13 protein-coding genes, 1 tRNA gene and 1 pseudogene are annotated in these 17,134 nt (G+C 60.3%); all 15 read right to left on the bottom strand.

Annotated elements, in window-relative coordinates:
- Window positions 1-572 (bottom strand): transcription antitermination factor NusB (locus ACESMT_RS20660; RefSeq protein ID WP_372828470.1); only part of this gene is annotated, 572 nt, incomplete at its 3' end.
- A gap of 181 nt (window positions 573-753) precedes the next feature.
- Window positions 754-2,028: an FCSD flavin-binding domain-containing protein gene (locus tag ACESMT_RS20655; RefSeq protein ID WP_372828469.1), complete on the bottom strand. Its 1,275-nt coding sequence runs from the start codon at window positions 2,026-2,028 to the stop codon at window positions 754-756.
- A gap of 14 nt (window positions 2,029-2,042) precedes the next feature.
- Window positions 2,043-2,369 carry a cytochrome c gene (locus ACESMT_RS20650; protein ID WP_372828468.1) on the bottom strand — a complete coding sequence of 109 codons (327 nt, stop codon included), beginning with the start codon at window positions 2,367-2,369 and terminating at the stop codon, window positions 2,043-2,045.
- 145 nt (window positions 2,370-2,514) lie between these two features.
- Window positions 2,515-3,522, bottom strand: coding sequence for a M48 family metalloprotease (locus ACESMT_RS20645; RefSeq protein WP_372828467.1), 1,008 nt, complete (start codon window positions 3,520-3,522; stop codon window positions 2,515-2,517).
- 132 nt (window positions 3,523-3,654) lie between these two features.
- Window positions 3,655-4,248: a LemA family protein gene (locus tag ACESMT_RS20640; protein WP_372828466.1), complete on the bottom strand. Its 594-nt coding sequence runs from the start codon at window positions 4,246-4,248 to the stop codon at window positions 3,655-3,657.
- A gap of 200 nt (window positions 4,249-4,448) precedes the next feature.
- Entirely contained in the window at window positions 4,449-8,660 is a 4,212-nt protein-coding gene (gene rpoC, locus ACESMT_RS20635) for a DNA-directed RNA polymerase subunit beta' (RefSeq protein ID WP_372828465.1), read from the bottom strand.
- A gap of 27 nt (window positions 8,661-8,687) precedes the next feature.
- Window positions 8,688-12,800, bottom strand: coding sequence for a DNA-directed RNA polymerase subunit beta (rpoB, locus tag ACESMT_RS20630; RefSeq protein ID WP_372828464.1), 4,113 nt, complete (start codon window positions 12,798-12,800; stop codon window positions 8,688-8,690).
- Window positions 12,801-13,136: 336 nt separating this feature from the next.
- Window positions 13,137-13,511: a 50S ribosomal protein L7/L12 gene (rplL, locus tag ACESMT_RS20625; protein ID WP_372828463.1), complete on the bottom strand. Its 375-nt coding sequence runs from the start codon at window positions 13,509-13,511 to the stop codon at window positions 13,137-13,139.
- 28 nt (window positions 13,512-13,539) lie between these two features.
- On the bottom strand, window positions 13,540-14,079 hold the full coding sequence (rplJ, locus tag ACESMT_RS20620) for a 50S ribosomal protein L10 (protein ID WP_372828462.1): 540 nt from the start codon (window positions 14,077-14,079) through the stop codon (window positions 13,540-13,542).
- Between the two features lie 258 nt (window positions 14,080-14,337).
- Complete coding sequence (gene rplA, locus ACESMT_RS20615) at window positions 14,338-15,033, bottom strand: 50S ribosomal protein L1 (RefSeq protein WP_372828461.1); 696 nt, start codon at window positions 15,031-15,033, stop codon at window positions 14,338-14,340.
- A complete protein-coding gene (gene rplK, locus ACESMT_RS20610; protein WP_077593009.1) occupies window positions 15,030-15,464 on the bottom strand; it encodes a 50S ribosomal protein L11 in 435 nt (144 codons plus the stop codon). Before rplK ends, rplA begins: the two co-directional genes overlap by 4 nt.
- 142 nt (window positions 15,465-15,606) lie before the next feature.
- Complete coding sequence (gene nusG, locus ACESMT_RS20605) at window positions 15,607-16,203, bottom strand: transcription termination/antitermination protein NusG (protein ID WP_372828460.1); 597 nt, start codon at window positions 16,201-16,203, stop codon at window positions 15,607-15,609.
- Window positions 16,203-16,586: a preprotein translocase subunit SecE gene (secE, locus tag ACESMT_RS20600; protein ID WP_372828459.1), complete on the bottom strand. Its 384-nt coding sequence runs from the start codon at window positions 16,584-16,586 to the stop codon at window positions 16,203-16,205. The genes nusG and secE overlap by 1 nt, the downstream gene beginning before the upstream one ends.
- A 135-nt stretch (window positions 16,587-16,721) precedes the next feature.
- A tRNA-Trp gene (locus ACESMT_RS20595) sits at window positions 16,722-16,797 on the bottom strand.
- 172 nt (window positions 16,798-16,969) lie between these two features.
- Window positions 16,970-17,134: pseudogene (tuf, locus tag ACESMT_RS20590) on the bottom strand (elongation factor Tu); the annotation flags it as partial.

Raw genomic sequence — 17,134 nt, 5'->3', positions numbered from 1 at the left:
TAAAGGGCTGGGGTCGTTTTTCGTTCATTAACCCTGAGAACCAGAGGCGCCCGGGCATTGTTGGCCGTCAAGATGGCCTGCCACTGGTCGGGGTGGTCCTTGCGCACGCGGTCTATCCACCACTGGGGATGGTTCCACACGGCCTGCGGCTGGCGTTCTGTTTTCGCCAGCAGGGCGTCCCGCTCACGCAGGAAGCGGCGCAGGCAGCCATTGATGAAGCTGGCCTGGTGGCGTGTGGCCTCGCTGCGTTTGGCCGCTTCCACCGCCTGGTCTACCAGGGTGTGGACGGTGTAAGGCGCCTCCGCTTCTGACCACCCCAGGGCCAGAGCGACGCACAGCAGCGCATCGGCTTCAGGCGGTGGCGGCCGGCTGGCCAGCTGCTGGCGCAAGGCTTCGGCGCGCCCCAAATGCCGAAGCGCATGAAAACCCAGCGCCTGCACGCCGGGCCGGATGGCCGCGTCGATATCTTCCAGCGCGGCCGTCATCGAACGGCCCGCGCGCACGGCCATCAGTAAAAAAGCAGCCCCCTGGAGCTGGCGCCACAGGGGGATTGGGGTCGGATTGTCTTGCATGGAGCTCTGTATGCCGCCCAGAGCGAACGGACACCTGTATTAGACCAGCCGCGGAGAGACCGTCTGGCGGCATCCCCTGAAATTGCAAGCACGGGCCGCGGGACCGGCTTTGCCGGACCGCAGGCGCGGCGGCCCCCTCGAGAGGCGGGGAGTTACGCGAAGCGAACGACCGTGGGGGCCATCAAACCAAGGTATCGGACCAGATGTTGCTGGCCCAGCTCAGCGCATAGACGCCTTCAAGCTCGGTTGGGCCGGGGCTGACCCCACCGGAGCCGGCCACAGTCTTGAAGGTTTTTTCGGCCGCCACGTATTCATGAACACTCGCGACGTGAATCACGTTTTTGTTGTCCACAAAGCTGTAGCAGGTGTTGGTCAGCATGGGCGCCGGGTTGATCTCCCAGCCCGACAACTGGGCCACAATCGCCGCCGCCGCCACCTTGCCATGGCTGTTGGCCATGTGGCCGCTCTTGGGCATGGCTGGCGCGACCTGGATGGAGTCGCCGAGTACAAACACGTCTTTGGCGGCGGTGGATTCAAAGGTCTGGTAGTTGACCCCGCACCAGCGGTTGTTGGCCATGTTATTCAGGCCGCTCTGCAGCGCGATGGCGCCGGCACGCATGGAGGGCAGGACATTGAGTACATTGGCTTTCACGTCGTCCTGCACGTCAAACTTGATCACGCCGGTTTTGGCGTCCACGGCCGTGGCCTTGTGCTGCCCGCGGTACTCGACCATGCCCTTGTACTGCTCGGCCCAGACCTTTTTGAACAGCGGGCCTTTGGACGTGACATCCGGGTTGGCGTCAAGAATCAGCACCTTGCTGCGCGGTTTGAAAGCCTTGAAGTAACCGGCGATCACCGAAGCACGCTCATACGGGCCGGGCGGGCAGCGGTAAGGCGCCTCGGGAATCGTGATGGCGTAGACGCCGCCGTCCGGCATGGCTTCGAGCTGTTTGCGCAGGGCTACGGTTTCCGCGCCGGCTTTCCAGGCCTGCAGAATCTGCCCGGCGGCCTGTGCCTGCTGCAGGCCCTCGATGCTGCCGTACATCAGGTCGATACCCGGTGAAACCACCAGCTTGTCGTAGGCAATGGTTGCGCCCCCGGCAAGAGTGACCGTCTTCTTTGCGGTATCAATGGCGCTGGCCATGTCCCTGACCACGGTCACCCCGTGATTTTTGCTCAGGCCGGTGTAGGCCGTGGTGATCTCTGCGATCTGCTTGCCGCCGCTCAGAACCAGGTTGGAGATGGGGCAGGAGATAAAGGCGGCCTGCGGTTCTATCAGCACTACGTCGATTTTGTAGTCCGACAGCAGGCGCACATATTTGGCGGCAGTGGCACCGCCGTAACCACCACCGATCACCACAACTCTCGCTTTGGAGGGAACGGAGGTGGTCGCGCAGGCACCCAGGCCCAGCATGCTGAGCGCGGCGGAGGACTGGAGAAAGGAACGTCGTTGCATGAGTGTTCTCCTTGTTATTTCTTCTGCGCTGCAAAGTAAGTGGCCAGCACATCGATCTGGGCATCGCTGTACCCCTTGCTGATCTGGTGCATCACGGTCGCCGCACGGGCGCCGGACTTGAAGGCTTTCATCTGGGCCACAAGGTAATTTCTATCCATGCCGGCGAGGGACCCCACGCTGGAGCCCTGGACCGCCTTGCCGTCCGTGCCATGGCAATTGGCACAAGTGGCCGCCAGACTGCGGTTGTACAGGGCCTGGGCTGGTGCTGTCTGGGCCTGGCTCAGGGATGACGCGGCAAGCGCACACAGCGCCAGCGTCGTGGTTGAGAAAGCAGTCTTCATGGCATTCCTTCGCAGTTTCTACAGGGCTCAATTTAACGTGCATGCCCGGGCCGACCATAGGGAGTATCCAGTACACTGACGCGCACGCGCGTTCCAACGGATCGAATCTTTTGTGATGTGCTTATTCGCAGATTCACCAACAGACTCACAACATCGCGCCGGGGCGTGTCGGAGCCAGTTCATCCGAAACGGAGCCGGTCGTCAGCGTCGGCATGGCCCGCCCATAAATGCGGCGGATGCGGTCGGCCAGTGGCGGATGCGAGTCCAGCCAGTGCGCCCCGGCCTGCTGCCCGACCAGCAGCATGTGCTGCACCGCCGGGTGAAATCCCCGCGTGGTCCCGCCGCCCTGCCCGCCCGCAACCTTGCGCAGCACGCCGCCCAGGCCGTCCTTGCTGCGCGTGAACTGGACTGCGCGTGCATCGGCCAGAAACTCGCGCTGGCGCGCGACCGCCGCCTTGAGGGCGCGGCCCGCCACCCAGCCCATAAAACCGGCGGCCATGATGGCCAGGCCTGGCAGCGCCAGGGCGGAGCGCCGGTCATCGTCACCGCGCTCGCACATGCGCGCGCCGAGGTTGAAAATCATCTCCAGCCCAAACACCATGCCAGCCAGCCGCATGTTGATCCGGGTATCGCCCTCGCGGATATGGCTGAGTTCATGGGCCACCAGCCCCTGCAGTTCGTCGCGGCTCAAGCCGTCAAGCGCCCCACGGGTTACCGCGATCACCGAGTCCTCTTCGTCCCACCCGGTGGCAAACGCATTGATGCTGGCCACCCGATCAAGCACCATGACCTGCGGTGGGGTCATGCTGGCGGCAATCGCCAGTTCGGCGGCGATGTTGCACAGTTTTTGTTCGTCGAAACGGCTGGCCGGCCAGGCTTCGCGCGCACCAGCGCGGCGAGCCAGCTTTTCGCCACCGCCTTCGAGGCTGGACGTTTCCAGCCACCAGCCGCCCACTACAAAGACCAGGGTCATGACGGTGTTGACAAGGAAAAAATACGCTGGATAACCGCTGAAGCCCGGCGTGACCAGCCGCCAGGACAGTGCCAGCGCGGCATTGATGGCCAGCACCAGCACAACGACCGCCAATGCAAACAGCAGCAGCAGTTGCCGGGTCCGCCCGCGTGCCCGATCCTGTTGCTCAAAAAATCGCATGCGCAATTCCACAAGTTGTAGCGCGAGAATTTCCTGGCGGGCTGCGCCCCGAACAGTGAGCCGCTCTTCCCCGTGACAGGGGCGGCGCACCGCCGAAGGCTCGCGAAGCGACAAGCGTGAGGGCCATACGGATTACATCTGGATGCGCACGGCCTGACGTTCTGCCGTACTTTCGGTGGCCTGCAACACAGCGGCGGCCGCAAAGCCAAACAAGCGGGCCACCAGCAACGCAGGAAACTGCGCCTGCGCGTTGTTGTAGTCCAGCACACAATCGTTGTAGGCCTGGCGCGCAAACGCCACCTTGTTTTCGGTGCTGGTGAGCTCCTCGCTCAGCGCGCGGATGGTCTCATCGGCCTTGAGCTCGGGGTAGGCTTCCGCCAAGGCAAACAGCCTGTTCAGGCTGCCGCCCAGCGCCTGCTCGGCCACCGCCAGCGCCATCACCCCAGGCGCATGGGTCGGGCGGCTGCGCACCGCGTCGCTGGCCGCACGCGCCTGGTTGCGCGCGGCAATCACGGCCTCCAGCGTTTCCCGTTCGTGAATCAGGTATTTTTTGGCGGCGTCCACGAGATTGGGAATCAGGTCGTAGCGGCGCTTGAGCTGCACGTCGATTTGCCCAAACGCATTGGCGATCAGGTTTTTCAGGCGCACCAGCCGGTTGTAGGCGCCAACGGCCCAGAACAGCAGCAAGGCAAACACGGCAATCAGAACCAGAGACCGGGTGGACATGAGGCGTTCTTCCTTTCGCAACGGACGGCAAATTGCCCGGCAACGCGACTTTAGCCGACAAGGCCGGCCCCCGTACAGTTTTCCGCATGGTTGGCGGCCCGGTCGGCTTTCCGCCATTCAGACGCACAACAAAAAGCGCCTTGGGCCCTTGTCCACAGGGCGCGAGGCGCTACGCTTTTTATAGCATCAGAAAGCAGCAATTACTCGCTGGCTGCACCTTCGCTGGTCTGCTCGGGCAGGGCTTCCAGCTCGGCCGCTTCGGCTTCGGCAATGGCGCGGCGCTCGGCATCGTCCATCTGGTCCTTGGCCTTGCGTGCCTCGTGATAGGCCATACCGGTACCGGCAGGAATCAGGCGCCCGACGATCACGTTTTCTTTCAGGCCACGCAGCTCGTCGCGCTTGCCCATGATGGCAGCCTCGGTGAGCACGCGGGTGGTTTCCTGGAAGGAAGCCGCGGAAATGAACGAATCGGTCGACAGCGATGCCTTGGTGATACCAAGCAGCAGGTTGCTGAAGGTCGCCGGGATCTTGGCGTCAGCGCGCAGGGCGTCGTTGGCATCCAGGATGACCGAACGCTCGACCTGTTCACCGGCGATGTAGCTGGAATCACCCACGCTTTCGACAACCACACGGCGCAGCATCTGGCGAACAATCACTTCAATGTGCTTGTCGTTGATCTTCACGCCCTGCAGGCGGTAGACGTCCTGCACTTCGTCGACGATGTAGCGGGCCAGCTCTTCCATGCCCAGCAGGCGCAGGATGTCCTGCGGATCGGCCGGACCATCGACAATCGACTCGCCCTTGTTCACGACCTGCCCCTCGTGGACCAGGATGTTCTTTTCCTTGGGAACCAGGTCTTCCCAGACCTTGCCTTCGGGATCCGTGATCTGCAGGCGGATCTTGCCTTTGGTCTCTTTGCCAAAGGACACGGTACCGGTCATTTCGGCCAGCGTGCCCTTGTCTTTCGGCGTACGGGCTTCAAACAGTTCAGCCACACGCGGCAGACCGCCGGTGATGTCACGGGTTTTCTGGCCTTCGACTGGAATACGCGCCAGCACCTCGCCGGGACCCACGTCCTGGCCGTCACGCACCTGCACCAGGGCGCCGATCTGGAAACCGATCGTCACCGAGTGATCGGTGCCGGGAATCTTGACTTCGTTGCCGGTCGCGTCGATGAGTTTGACCTGGGGACGAACCACCTTGGTCACGCCACGGCGCTTCGGATCGATCACCACCAGCGTGGACAGACCGGTTACTTCGTCGAGCTGCTTGGCCACCGTCACGCCTTCTTCCACATTCTCGAACGCCACCTTGCCGGCGAACTCGGTAATGATCGGGCGGGTCAGCGGATCCCAGTTGGCCAGGATGGCGCCAGCCTTGACGGTCTGGTCGGCCTTGACGTTCAGGATACCGCCGTAAGGCACCTTGTGGCGCTCGCGCTCGCGGCCATGCTCGTCGTGAATGACGATCTCGCCGGAACGGGCAATCACTACCAGCTCGCCCTTGCTGTTGGTCACATAACGCATGGGTGCGTTGAAACCGATCACGCCGTTGGACTTGGCTTCCACGCTGGAGGCAATGGCTGCACGGGATGCGGCACCGCCGATGTGGAAGGTGCGCATGGTCAGCTGCGTGCCAGGCTCGCCGATGGATTGGGCGGCAATGATGCCGACTGCCTCACCGATGTTGATCAGGCCGCCACGGCCCAGATCGCGGCCGTAACACTTGGCGCACAGGCCGAAGCGGGTTTCGCAGGTCAGTGCGGTACGCACCTTGACTTCGTCCACACCGGCGACTTCCAGCTCGTCGATCAGGTCTTCATCCAGCATCGCGCCGGACTTGGCCAGTACCGCGCGGTTTTCGGGGTGAAGCACGTCTTCGACCGCGGTGCGGCCGAGGATGCGGTCGCGCAGCGATTCGATGACTTCACCGCCCTCGACAATGGCACGCATCACCGAGCCGTCCTGGGTGCCGCAGTCGTCCTGCGTCACCACCAGATCCTGAACAACGTCGCAAAGACGGCGCGTCAGGTAACCGGAGTTGGCGGTTTTCAGCGCCGTGTCGGCCAGACCCTTGCGGGCACCGTGGGTGGAGATGAAGTACTCCAGCACGTTCAGGCCTTCGCGGAAGTTCGCGGTGATCGGCGTTTCGATGATGGAGCCGTCGGGCTTGGCCATCAAACCGCGCATGCCGGCCACCTGGCGAATCTGCGCGGCAGAACCACGGGCACCGGAGTCGGCCATCATGTAGATGGAGTTGAAGGACTCCTGCTCGACTTCGTTGCCATGGCGGTCCAGGACACGCTCTTTGGAGAGCTGGGCCATCATGACCTTGGAGACTTCGTCGCCGGACTTGCCCCAGATGTCCACCACCTTGTTGTAGCGCTCGCCGGCGGTCACCAGGCCCGAGACATACTGCTGCTCGATTTCTTTGACTTCCTTCTGGGCGCGGGCAATGATGGCCGGCTTTTCCTTGGGGATCAACATGTCATCAATACAGATGGAGATGCCGGCTTTTGTCGCCAGGCGAAAGCCCGACTGCAGCAGCTTGTCGGCAAACACCACGGTCTCTTTCAGTCCGCACTTGCGAAAAGACACGTTGATGAGCTTGGAGATTTCCTTCTTCTTCAACGCCTTGTTGATGTTGGAAAAAGGCAAACCCTTGGGCAGGATTTCGGACAGCAATGCACGGCCGCCCGTGGTTTCCCACAGCTTGGTGGACGGCAAGAACTCGCCGGTCGCCTTGTCCTTGGTGTACTCGGTCAGGCGCACACTGATGCGGGCGTTCAGGTCGAGCTCGCCCGCGTCGAATGCGCGGCGGACTTCGCCGGTGTCGGAGAACACCAGGCCTTCGCCCTTGCCGTTGGTACGGTCGCGGGTCGTGTAGTACAGGCCCAGCACCACGTCTTGCGACGGAACAATGGAGGGCTCGCCGTTGGCAGGGAACAGGATGTTGTTCGAAGCCAGCATCAGGGTGCGGGCCTCCATCTGCGCCTCCACCGACAGCGGCACGTGGACAGCCATCTGGTCACCGTCGAAGTCGGCGTTGAAGGCCGAGCAGACGAGCGGGTGCAGCTGGATGGCCTTGCCTTCAATCAGGATAGGCTCAAAAGCCTGGATACCCAGACGGTGCAGCGTAGGCGCACGGTTGAGCATGACCGGGTGTTCCTTGATCACCTCTTCCAGGATGTCCCACACTACCGGCGTGCCGGATTCGACTTCCTTCTTGGCGGCCTTGATCGTCGTCGCGATGCCCATGGCTTCGAGGCGCGAGAAGATGAAAGGCTTGAAGAGCTCCAGCGCCATCAGTTTCGGCAAGCCGCACTGGTGCAGCTTGAGCGTCGGACCCACGGTGATGACCGAACGACCGGAGTAATCGACGCGTTTGCCCAGCAAGTTCTGGCGAAAACGTCCCGACTTGCCCTTGATCATGTCGGCGAGCGACTTGAGCGCGCGCTTGTTGGCGCCCGTCATGGCCTTGCCACGGCGGCCGTTGTCCAGCAAGCTGTCCACGGCTTCCTGCAGCATGCGCTTTTCATTGCGCGCGATGATTTCAGGTGCCTTTAGCTCCAGCAAACGACGCAGTCGGCTGTTGCGGTTGATCACGCGGCGATACAGGTCGTTCAGGTCGGAGGTCGCAAAACGGCCACCGTCCAGCGGAACCAGCGGACGCAGGTCCGGCGGCAACACGGGCAGCACGTCGAGCACCATCCAGTGCGGCTTGATGCCGGACTTCTTGAACGCTTCCATCAATTTCAAACGCTTGGCGTTTTTCTTGATCTTGATTTCGGAACCGGTCAGATCGTTGCGCAGCTTGTCGATTTCGACGTCCAGATCCAGCCCTTCCAGCAGGTCCTTGATGCCTTCGGCGCCCATCTTGGCGGTGTACTCGTCACCGTATTCCTTGCGCTTGGCGTCGTAGTCGTCTTCGGACATGATGCTGAATTTCTTCAGCGGGGTCATGCCGGGGTCGGTCACCACATAAGCTTCAAAGTAGAGCACGCGCTCGATGTCGCGCAGCGTCATGTCGAGCACCAGGCCCAGGCGCGAAGGCAGCGACTTCAGGAACCAGATGTGCGCGCACGGTGCGGCGAGGTCAATGTGACCCATGCGTTCGCGGCGGACCTTGGTCTGCGTGACTTCAACGCCGCACTTCTCGCAGATCACGCCGCGGTGCTTGAGGCGCTTGTACTTGCCGCACAGGCATTCGTAGTCCTTGATGGGGCCAAAAATCTTGGCGCAGAACAGGCCATCACGCTCCGGCTTGAAGGTGCGGTAGTTGATGGTCTCAGGCTTCTTCACTTCGCCGAACGACCACGAACGGATCTTTTCGGGCGAGGCCATGCCGATCTTGATGGCATCAAAATGCTCATCCGGCGTGAATTGCTTGAACAGGTCGAGTAATGATTTCATGAGTTAAATCCTTTTCTTTCCTGTTAATTAGCTGCGTTCGAGTTCGATGTCAATACCGAGCGAACGAATCTCTTTGACCAGCACGTTGAATGACTCGGGCATGCCGGCCGTGATCGCGTGCTCGCCCTTGACGATGCTTTCGTAGACCTTGGTTCGGCCCTGCACGTCGTCGGACTTCACCGTCAACATTTCCTGCAGGGTGTAGGCGGCGCCATAGGCTTCCAGCGCCCAGACCTCCATCTCGCCAAAGCGCTGTCCGCCGAACTGCGCCTTGCCGCCCAGAGGCTGCTGCGTAACCAGCGAGTACGGGCCGGTGGAGCGGGCATGCATCTTGTCGTCCACCAGATGGTGAAGTTTCAGGAAGTGCATGTAGCCGACCGTCGTCGTGCGTTCAAACGCGTCGCCGGTGCGGCCGTCATACAGCTGCGCCTGGGTACGTGTTGCGGTGAGACCCTTGATTTTGGCGATGTCGTCCGGGTAGGCGAGCTGCAGCATCTGCATGATCTCGGCTTCCGAGGCACCGTCAAACACCGGCGTCGCAAACGGAACCCCGGTCGTCAGGTTGCTGGCCATCTCGAGGATGTCGGTATCCGACAACTTGGTCAGGTCTTCAGCGCGACCGGACTTGTTGTAGATCGTCTCCATGAACTTGCGCAACTCCTGCACCTTGGCCTCGGCCTGCAGCATGTCGCCAATGCGGTGCCCCAGGCCTTTGGCGGCCCAGCCCAGATGCACTTCAAGCACCTGGCCGACGTTCATGCGGGAAGGCACGCCCAGCGGGTTCAGCACGATGTCGCAAGGTGTACCGTCGGCCATGTGCGGCATGTCTTCAATCGGCACGATCTTGGAGACCACGCCCTTGTTGCCGTGCCGGCCGGCCATCTTGTCGCCTGGTTGCAGGCGGCGCTTGACGGCCAGGTAAACCTTGACCATCTTGAGCACGCCCGCTGGCAGTTCGTCGCCCTGCGTCAGCTTCTTGCGCTTTTCCTCAAAAGACAGATCGAAGCTGTGGCGCGTCTGCTCCATCGAGTTCTTGATGCTCTCTAACTGAGAGGCAACTTCGTCATCTGCGGGACGGATGTCAAACCAGTGGTACTTCTCGACATCGGCCAGGTAGGCCTTGTCGATTTTGGCGCCCTTGGCCAGCTTCTTCGGGCCGCCGTTGGCGACCTTGCCGTTGAGCAGCTTTTCGATGCGGTCGAACGCGTCGGCCTCCACGATACGCAGCTGGTCGTTCAGGTCCAGGCGGAAGCGCTTGAGCTCGTCGTCAATGATCTGCTGGGCGCGCTTGTCGCGAACAATGCCTTCACGGGTGAAGACCTGCACGTCGATGACGGTGCCTTGCGAACCCTGGCTGACGCGCAGCGAGGTGTCTTTCACATCGCTGGCTTTTTCGCCGAAGATCGCGCGCAGCAGTTTTTCCTCTGGCGTCAGCGTGGTTTCGCCTTTTGGCGTGACCTTGCCGACAAGCGTGTCGCCCGGCTGGACTTCAGCGCCGACATAAATAATGCCGGATTCGTCCAGGCGGTTGAGTTGCTGCTCGGACAGGTTGGGGATGTCGCGCGTGATTTCTTCGGAGCCCAGCTTGGTGTCACGGGCCATCACGACGAGTTCTTCGATGTGGATCGAGGTGTAGCGGTCTTCAGCCACCACACGCTCGGAGATCAGGATCGAATCCTCAAAGTTGTAGCCGTTCCACGGCATGAACGCGATCAGCACGTTCTGGCCAATGGCGATCTCACCGAGGTCGGTTGATGCGCCGTCGGCAATCACATCACCCTTGGCCAGCTTGTCGCCGATCTTGACGATGGGGCGCTGGTGGATGTTGGTGTTCTGGTTGGAACGCTGGTATTTGATCAGGTTGTAGATGTCCACGCCGACTTCGCCGGCCAGGGCTTCTGCGTCGTTGACACGCACGACGATGCGGGTGGCGTCGACATAGTCCACGATGCCACCACGGGTGGCGGTCACCACGGTGCCGGAGTCAATCGCGGCGACGCGCTCGATACCGGTGCCGACCAGCGGTTTTTCGGGGCGCAGCACAGGAACGGCCTGACGCGACATGTTGGCGCCCATCAGTGCGCGGTTGGCGTCATCGTGCTCCAGGAACGGAACCAGCGAGGCAGCCACCGAGACGATCTGCGCAGGGGACACGTCCATGTACTGGACACGCTCTGCGCCCACCAGCACAGACTCGCCGTTTTCGCGGGCCGAGACCAGGTCGCCGGTCAGCTTGCCGCCATCATCCAGAGCCGCATTGGCCTGGGCGATCACGTATTTGCCTTCTTCGATGGCGGACAGGTAGTCGATCTGCGTCGTGATTTTGCTGTCAATCACCCGGCGGTACGGCGTTTCGATAAAGCCGTATTCGTTGAGGCGGGCGTAAAGGGCCAGCGAATTGATCAGACCGATGTTCGGGCCTTCAGGCGTTTCAATCGGGCAGACGCGGCCGTAATGGGTCACGTGCACGTCACGCACTTCAAAACCTGCGCGTTCGCGGGTCAAGCCGCCAGGGCCAAGGGCCGATACACGGCGCTTGTGGGTAATCTCGGCCAGCGGATTCGTCTGGTCCATGAACTGCGACAACTGCGACGCGCCAAAGAACTCTTTCAACGCAGCCGAAATCGGCTTGCTGTTGATCAGGTCATGCGGCATCAGGGGCTCTTGTTCAGCCTGGCCCAGACGCTCTTTCACGGCTTTTTCGATACGCGCCAGACCGGTGCGGTACTGGTTCTCGGCGAGTTCACCGACACAACGCACGCGGCGATTGCCAAGATGGTCAATGTCATCGACCTCGCCGTTGCCATTGCGCAGATCCACCAGGATCTTGACCACAGCCAGGATGTCCTCGTTGGTCATGACCATCGGGCCGGTGGAAGTGTCGCGGCCGACGCGGGCGTTGAACTTCATGCGGCCGACCTTGGACAGGTCGTAAGTGTCCGGGTTGTAGAACAGGCGCTGGAACAGGGCCTGGACAGCATCTTCCGTCGGCGGCTCTCCGGGGCGCATCATGCGATAGATCGCAACGCGGGCGGCGAACTCGTCGGCCGTTTCGTCGGCCCGCAGGGTCTGGGAAATGTAGGCACCCTGGTCGAGCTCGTTGGTGTACAGAACCTGCAGGTCCTGCACGCTGGCCAGGCGGAGCTTTTTCAGCAGCACCTCGGTCAGCTCGTCATTGGCCTTGGCGATGATCTCGCCGGTCTCGGCATCGACGATGTTCTTGGCGACCACACGGCCAATCAGGAAATCTTCGGGGACGCTGATGGTGGACGTTCCGCTCTCCTCAAGCTCGCGTGTGTGGCGCACGGTGATGCGTTTGTCCTTGGCAACAACAACCTTGCCGGCCTTGTCGGTGATGTCAAAACGGGCCACCTCGCCGCGCATGCGCTCGGCGACGAATTCCATTTGCGCGCCGCTGTCCATCAGGCGGAAGTTGTCGAACACGAAGAAGTTCGCAAGGATGGACTCGGGGTTCAGGCCGATGGCTTTGAGCAGAATCGTGACCGGCATTTTGCGGCGACGGTCTACGCGGAAGTACAGCACGTCTTTCGGGTCGAACTCGAAGTCCAGCCAGGATCCGCGGTAGGGAATGATGCGGGCCGAAAATAGCAGCTTGCCCGAGCTGTGGGTCTTGCCCTTGTCGTGCTCGAAGAATACGCCGGGCGAGCGGTGCAGCTGGGACACGATCACGCGTTCCGTGCCGTTGATAACGAAAGAGCCTTTGTCGGTCATCAGGGGCACTTCGCCCATGTAGACCTCTTGTTCCTTGACTTCCTTGACGACCTTGGATTGTGAGGTCGAGGATTCGCGGTCATAAATGATCAGCTGGACTTTGGCGCGCACAGCCGACGCGAAGGTCAGGCCGCGGGTCTGGCATTCACGCACGTCAAAGGCGGGCTTGGCCAGGTTGTACTCAAGGAATTTCATCTCGACAAACCCGTTGTGCGAGACGATGGGGAAGGCGTTTTCAAATGCAGCCTGCAGGCCTTCAACGGTGCGCTTTTGCGGTGCGCGGTCTGCTTGCAGGAACGCCGTGTAGGCGTCTTTCTGCATTTGCAACAGGTAAGGAACATTCAACACGCTTTCGCGGCTGCCGAAACTTTTGCGAATTCGCTTGCGTTCGGTATAAGAATAGGCCATGAGTTCTCCGCTTTGATGGGACACAAACCGGTACGGGCAACCGGTTTGCCAAGCTCTGGCGACTGTCTTGAATGAATACACCACGTAATCAAACAGACTTGGTGGTTGGCCACTACCAACCATGGCGGACGGCAACGCATTGCACGTTGCCCGAACCAAGGCGTTTCCTGCAGTCGGGGTCAGGAATCACTGGAAAGAAGATTTTCGTCAAATCTGCTTGCCAGTGTTTCCAAAGAGGTTAAAAGCCCGCTTGCCGGGTGCTTTTAACAGTCCTCCTTGAAAGCACGAAAGGCTGGAAGCCGGTATCGGTCTTCCAGCCTTCGCGAAACACGAGGATTACTTGAGCTCGACTTTTGCGCCAGCTTCTTCGAGCTTTTTCTTGGCGGCTTCTGCGTCAGCCTTGGGAGCAGCTTCCTTGACAGCCTTGGGGGCGCCGTCGACCAGGTCCTTGGCTTCTTTCAGACCCAGACCGGTGATTTCACGCACGGCCTTGATGACCGACACCTTGTTGGCGCCGACTTCGAGCAACATCACGTTGAACTCGGTTTGCTCTTCTGCGACTGCAGCAGCAGCACCGCCGCCTGCAGCAGGAGCCGACATGGCTGCTGCGCTTACGCCAAATTTCTCTTCGATGGCTTTCACCAGGTCGTTGAGTTCGAGGACCGTCATGCTGTCGAGCGCGGTCAAAAATGCGTCTTTATCGAATGCCATTTTGATTTCCTAAAAAGTTGGGTACAAGTTACGCCGCTGCAGCTTCTGCTGCGGGCTCTGCGGCTACGACCACGTCGTTGCCGCCGCCTTTTTTCTCCGCCAGCGCGGACAGCACACGTGCCGTACGCGAAATAGGCGATTGCATCAGGCCCAACAGCTGGGCGAGCAGCACTTCTTTCGAAGGGATGTTCGCAAGCTGCTTGACGCCGTTCACGTCCAGGACTTTTCCTGCCATGGCGCCTGCGCGAATCACCAACTTGTCGTTGGTTTTCGCGAAGTCGGCAACCACCTTGGCGGCAGCGACAGCGTCTGTGGAAAAGCCATAGATCAGCGGACCGGTCATCTGGTCGGACAGGACATCAAACGCGCTGCCTGCCACGGCACGGCGAGCCAGGGTGTTTTTCAACACACTCAGGGTCACGCCTTTGTCGCGGGCTTGGCTGCGAAGCTTGGTCATGTCAGCGACCGTGATGCCACGGTATTCCGCCATCACGAGCGTTTGAGCTTTAGCGGCGAGGCCGGTCACTTCATCAATGACGGCTTGTTTCTCACTGCGGTTGAGACTCAAGGTCTACTCCTTAATAATGTGTTTTTCAGGCAGCGCTTTTGCGCCGCCCCATCACACGCCTATGTTCAGCGACCAACTGTTTCAGATTCTTTTCAAAACCATTCAGCAGCGGGACCGCCATCTGCGTTGGCTGTCTTGCGACGATTAAGCGGCGGGCTGTCGCCTGTCGCACCAACGGTCCTGGATGGCCTGCCGAGGCCAAAGCGCCAGCAGCCCACCACTTCGGGCAGCCCTCGCGGGCTGCCCAAATTCCTGCGATTACGCCGCGATGGTTTGCGTGTCGACGCGAACGCCCACACCCATCGTTGACGAGACCGCTACTTTTCTCAGATACACACCCTTGCTCGACGCAGGCTTGGCCTTGGTCAGAGCGTCGATCAACGCAGCCAGGTTGCCCTGCAGCTTGTCAGTGTCAAACGAACGGCGGCCAATCGTTCCGTGCACAATGCCGGCCTTGTCAACGCGGAACTGGACCTGGCCAGCCTTGGCGTTTTTGACAGCCGTTGCGACATCAGGCGTCACCGTGCCGACCTTGGGATTGGGCATCAGACCACGCGGGCCAAGAATCTGGCCCAGGGTACCGACCACACGCATGGCGTCCGGCGAGGCAATCACTACGTCGAAGTCCATCTTGCCGGCCTTGATGTCAGCAGCCAGATCGTCCATGCCGACGATGTCAGCACCGGCGGCCTTGGCTTCTTCAGCCTTGGCGCCCTGGGCGAACACAGCCACACGTTTGGTCTTGCCAGTGCCATTGGGCAACACGACAGCGCCGCGAACAACCTGGTCGGATTTCTTGGCGTCAATACCGAGCTGCACGGCCACGTCGATAGACTCGTCGAACTTGGCAACGGCAAACTGCTTGACCAGACCCAGGGCATCAGCCACCGGATACAGCTTGTTGCTGTCGATTTTGTCGCCAACAGTTTTTTGGCGCTTGGTCAGCTTGCTCATACAACACCCTCCACCGTCACACCCATGGAACGGGCGGAACCAGCAATAGTACGGACAGCGGCGTCGAGATCGGCAGCCGTCATGTCTTTCATTTTTGTTTTGGCGATTTCTTCGAGCTGCGCGCGGGTGATCTTGCCGACCTTGACGGTATGCGGCGTGGCGGAACCCTTGTCGAGCTTGATGGCTTTCTTGATCAGCGTGACGGCCGGAGCGGTCTTGATGATGAAGGTAAAGCTTTTGTCTGCAAATGCAGTGATCACCACGGGAAGTGGCAGACCGGGCTCAACACCTTGGGTCTGGGCATTAAATGCCTTGCAGAATTCCATGATGTTCAGACCGCGCTGACCCAAAGCCGGGCCGATCGGGGGGGACGGGTTGGCCTTACCAGCTGGCACTTGCAGCTTGATGAAGCCGACGATTTTTTTCGCCATACTTTTCTCCTTGCGGGTCATAACGCCTGAACACTGTTGGAAAACAGGTCCGGGCTCCCCGGGGGTTACACAACTCAATCAGGTCCCGAAGAACCCTCCGCGCCGAGTTGCAAGGCACGGACTTTATACCGCCAGCCGAAAATCAGGTCTTTTCGATCTGGCTGAATTCCAGCTCCACGGGCGTCGCACGACCGAAAATCGTCACCGAAACGCGTACCTTGTTCTTGTCATAGTTGACCTCTTCAACCGTGCCATTGAAGTCGGTGAACGGACCGTCCTTGACGCGGATGTACTCGCCCGTTTCAAACTCGACCTTGTGGCGCGGCTTCTCGGTCCCGACCTGCATCTGGCTGACGATTTTCTGGACGTCTTCTTCCGAAATCGGCGCCGGGCGGTTCTTGGCGCCGCCGACAAAACCTGTGACCTTGTTGGTGTGTTTCACCAGGTGCCAGCTTTCGTCGTCCATGACCATCTCAACGAGCACATAACCAGGGAAAAACCGGCGTTCTGTCGTTTTTTTCTGGCCGTTCTTGATTTCAACGACTTCTTCGGTCGGAACCAGGAAGCGACCGAACTTGGCCTGCATGCCGGCGCGGTTGATACGTTCGACAATATTGCGTTCAACGGCTTTTTCCATGCCTGAATAGGCATGCACGACATACCACTGCATGCCGGGGGTCGGCAGCAGCGTTGCGCCAGCTGCTACTTCGCTGACCACGTCACCGTTTATATTGCTCATTATTTTCTCCACCCCAAAATCAGGTCGTAAAACACCCACTCAAGCGTTTTATCCGTGAGCCACAAAAACAGCGCCATCACCACCACGAAACCAAAAACGTAAGCCGTCATCTGCATGGCTTCCTTGCGGGCTGGCCACACCACCTTTTTGACCTCGCGCCAGGAGTCACGCCCGAAAGCAAGAAATTGTTTGCCAGGCTCGGAAGTCATGAATACCACGACAGCAGCCGCCAGACCCACAATCAAACCACCCCATTGCGCGATCTGACCCTGCTTGGCAAGCAGGTAAAAGCCCGCGAGCGAAGCCGCGACCAGAGCAATGGCCAGTGCCAACTTGGCTTTGTCAGCGGTGGTGCTGACGGTTTCGACTTGAGAAGTGGCCATGAGCGCCTGATTCCTGTTCAATCTTCATGCGTCTTTTCAGACGCTTAAGCCCACCTGGGGTCTTGGGACTCCCGGCGGGCTTCGCTTTACTGTCTTTTCTAACCACCAGCGGCATCAACACCTGTCAAGGCCGGGTGGCAGGGGCAGTAGGAATCGAACCTACAACCTTCGGTTTTGGAGACCGACGCTCTGCCAATTGAGCTATACCCCTCCGGGAATCTCTACAAACCCAACTGCCGGGTGCATAGCGGCGTTGCGCGGTGCTCGGAATCCTCATGCACCGAAGTGCATTCCGGTGTCCTGCGCTCCGTGCGCCTTGCTCTGCCTCCCGTCAATTGAGTTTTTAGAGACCCCCGCAAAAATCCTTCAAATTCTTTCAGCCATCAAGCAAGAATCTTGGCCACAACACCGGCGCCGACGGTTTTTCCGCCCTCGCGGATGGCAAAGCGCAGGCCTTCTTCCATGGCAATCGGGTTGATCAACTTGACGGTGATCGACACGTTGTCGCCTGGCATGACCATTTCCTTGCCTTCTGGCAACTCGATCGC

This window comes from Polaromonas sp., from assembly GCF_041689105.1.
Classification (GTDB): domain Bacteria; phylum Pseudomonadota; class Gammaproteobacteria; order Burkholderiales; family Burkholderiaceae_C; genus Polaromonas.
Note: the sequence above shows the minus strand (reverse complement) of the source record. Positions and strands in the feature narration are given on the sequence as shown.

Bases quoted from the DNA above. Each gene is read 5' to 3' on its own strand.
- ACESMT_RS20655 (WP_372828469.1), bottom strand. From the start codon at position 2,028: ATGCAACGACGTTCCTTTCTCCAGTCCTCCGCCGCGCTCAGCATGCTG.
- rplL (WP_372828463.1), bottom strand. From the start codon at position 13,511: ATGGCATTCGATAAAGACGCATTTTTGACCGCGCTCGACAGCATGACG.
- ACESMT_RS20645 (WP_372828467.1), bottom strand. From the start codon at position 3,522: ATGCGATTTTTTGAGCAACAGGATCGGGCACGCGGGCGGACCCGGCAA.
- rpoB (WP_372828464.1), bottom strand. From the start codon at position 12,800: ATGGCCTATTCTTATACCGAACGCAAGCGAATTCGCAAAAGTTTCGGC.
- ACESMT_RS20640 (WP_372828466.1), bottom strand. From the start codon at position 4,248: ATGTCCACCCGGTCTCTGGTTCTGATTGCCGTGTTTGCCTTGCTGCTG.
- secE (WP_372828459.1), bottom strand. From the start codon at position 16,586: ATGGCCACTTCTCAAGTCGAAACCGTCAGCACCACCGCTGACAAAGCC.
- nusG (WP_372828460.1), bottom strand. From the start codon at position 16,203: ATGAGCAATATAAACGGTGACGTGGTCAGCGAAGTAGCAGCTGGCGCA.
- rplK (WP_077593009.1), bottom strand. From the start codon at position 15,464: ATGGCGAAAAAAATCGTCGGCTTCATCAAGCTGCAAGTGCCAGCTGGT.
- ACESMT_RS20650 (WP_372828468.1), bottom strand. From the start codon at position 2,369: ATGAAGACTGCTTTCTCAACCACGACGCTGGCGCTGTGTGCGCTTGCC.
- rplA (WP_372828461.1), bottom strand. From the start codon at position 15,033: ATGAGCAAGCTGACCAAGCGCCAAAAAACTGTTGGCGACAAAATCGAC.
- rpoC (WP_372828465.1), bottom strand. From the start codon at position 8,660: ATGAAATCATTACTCGACCTGTTCAAGCAATTCACGCCGGATGAGCAT.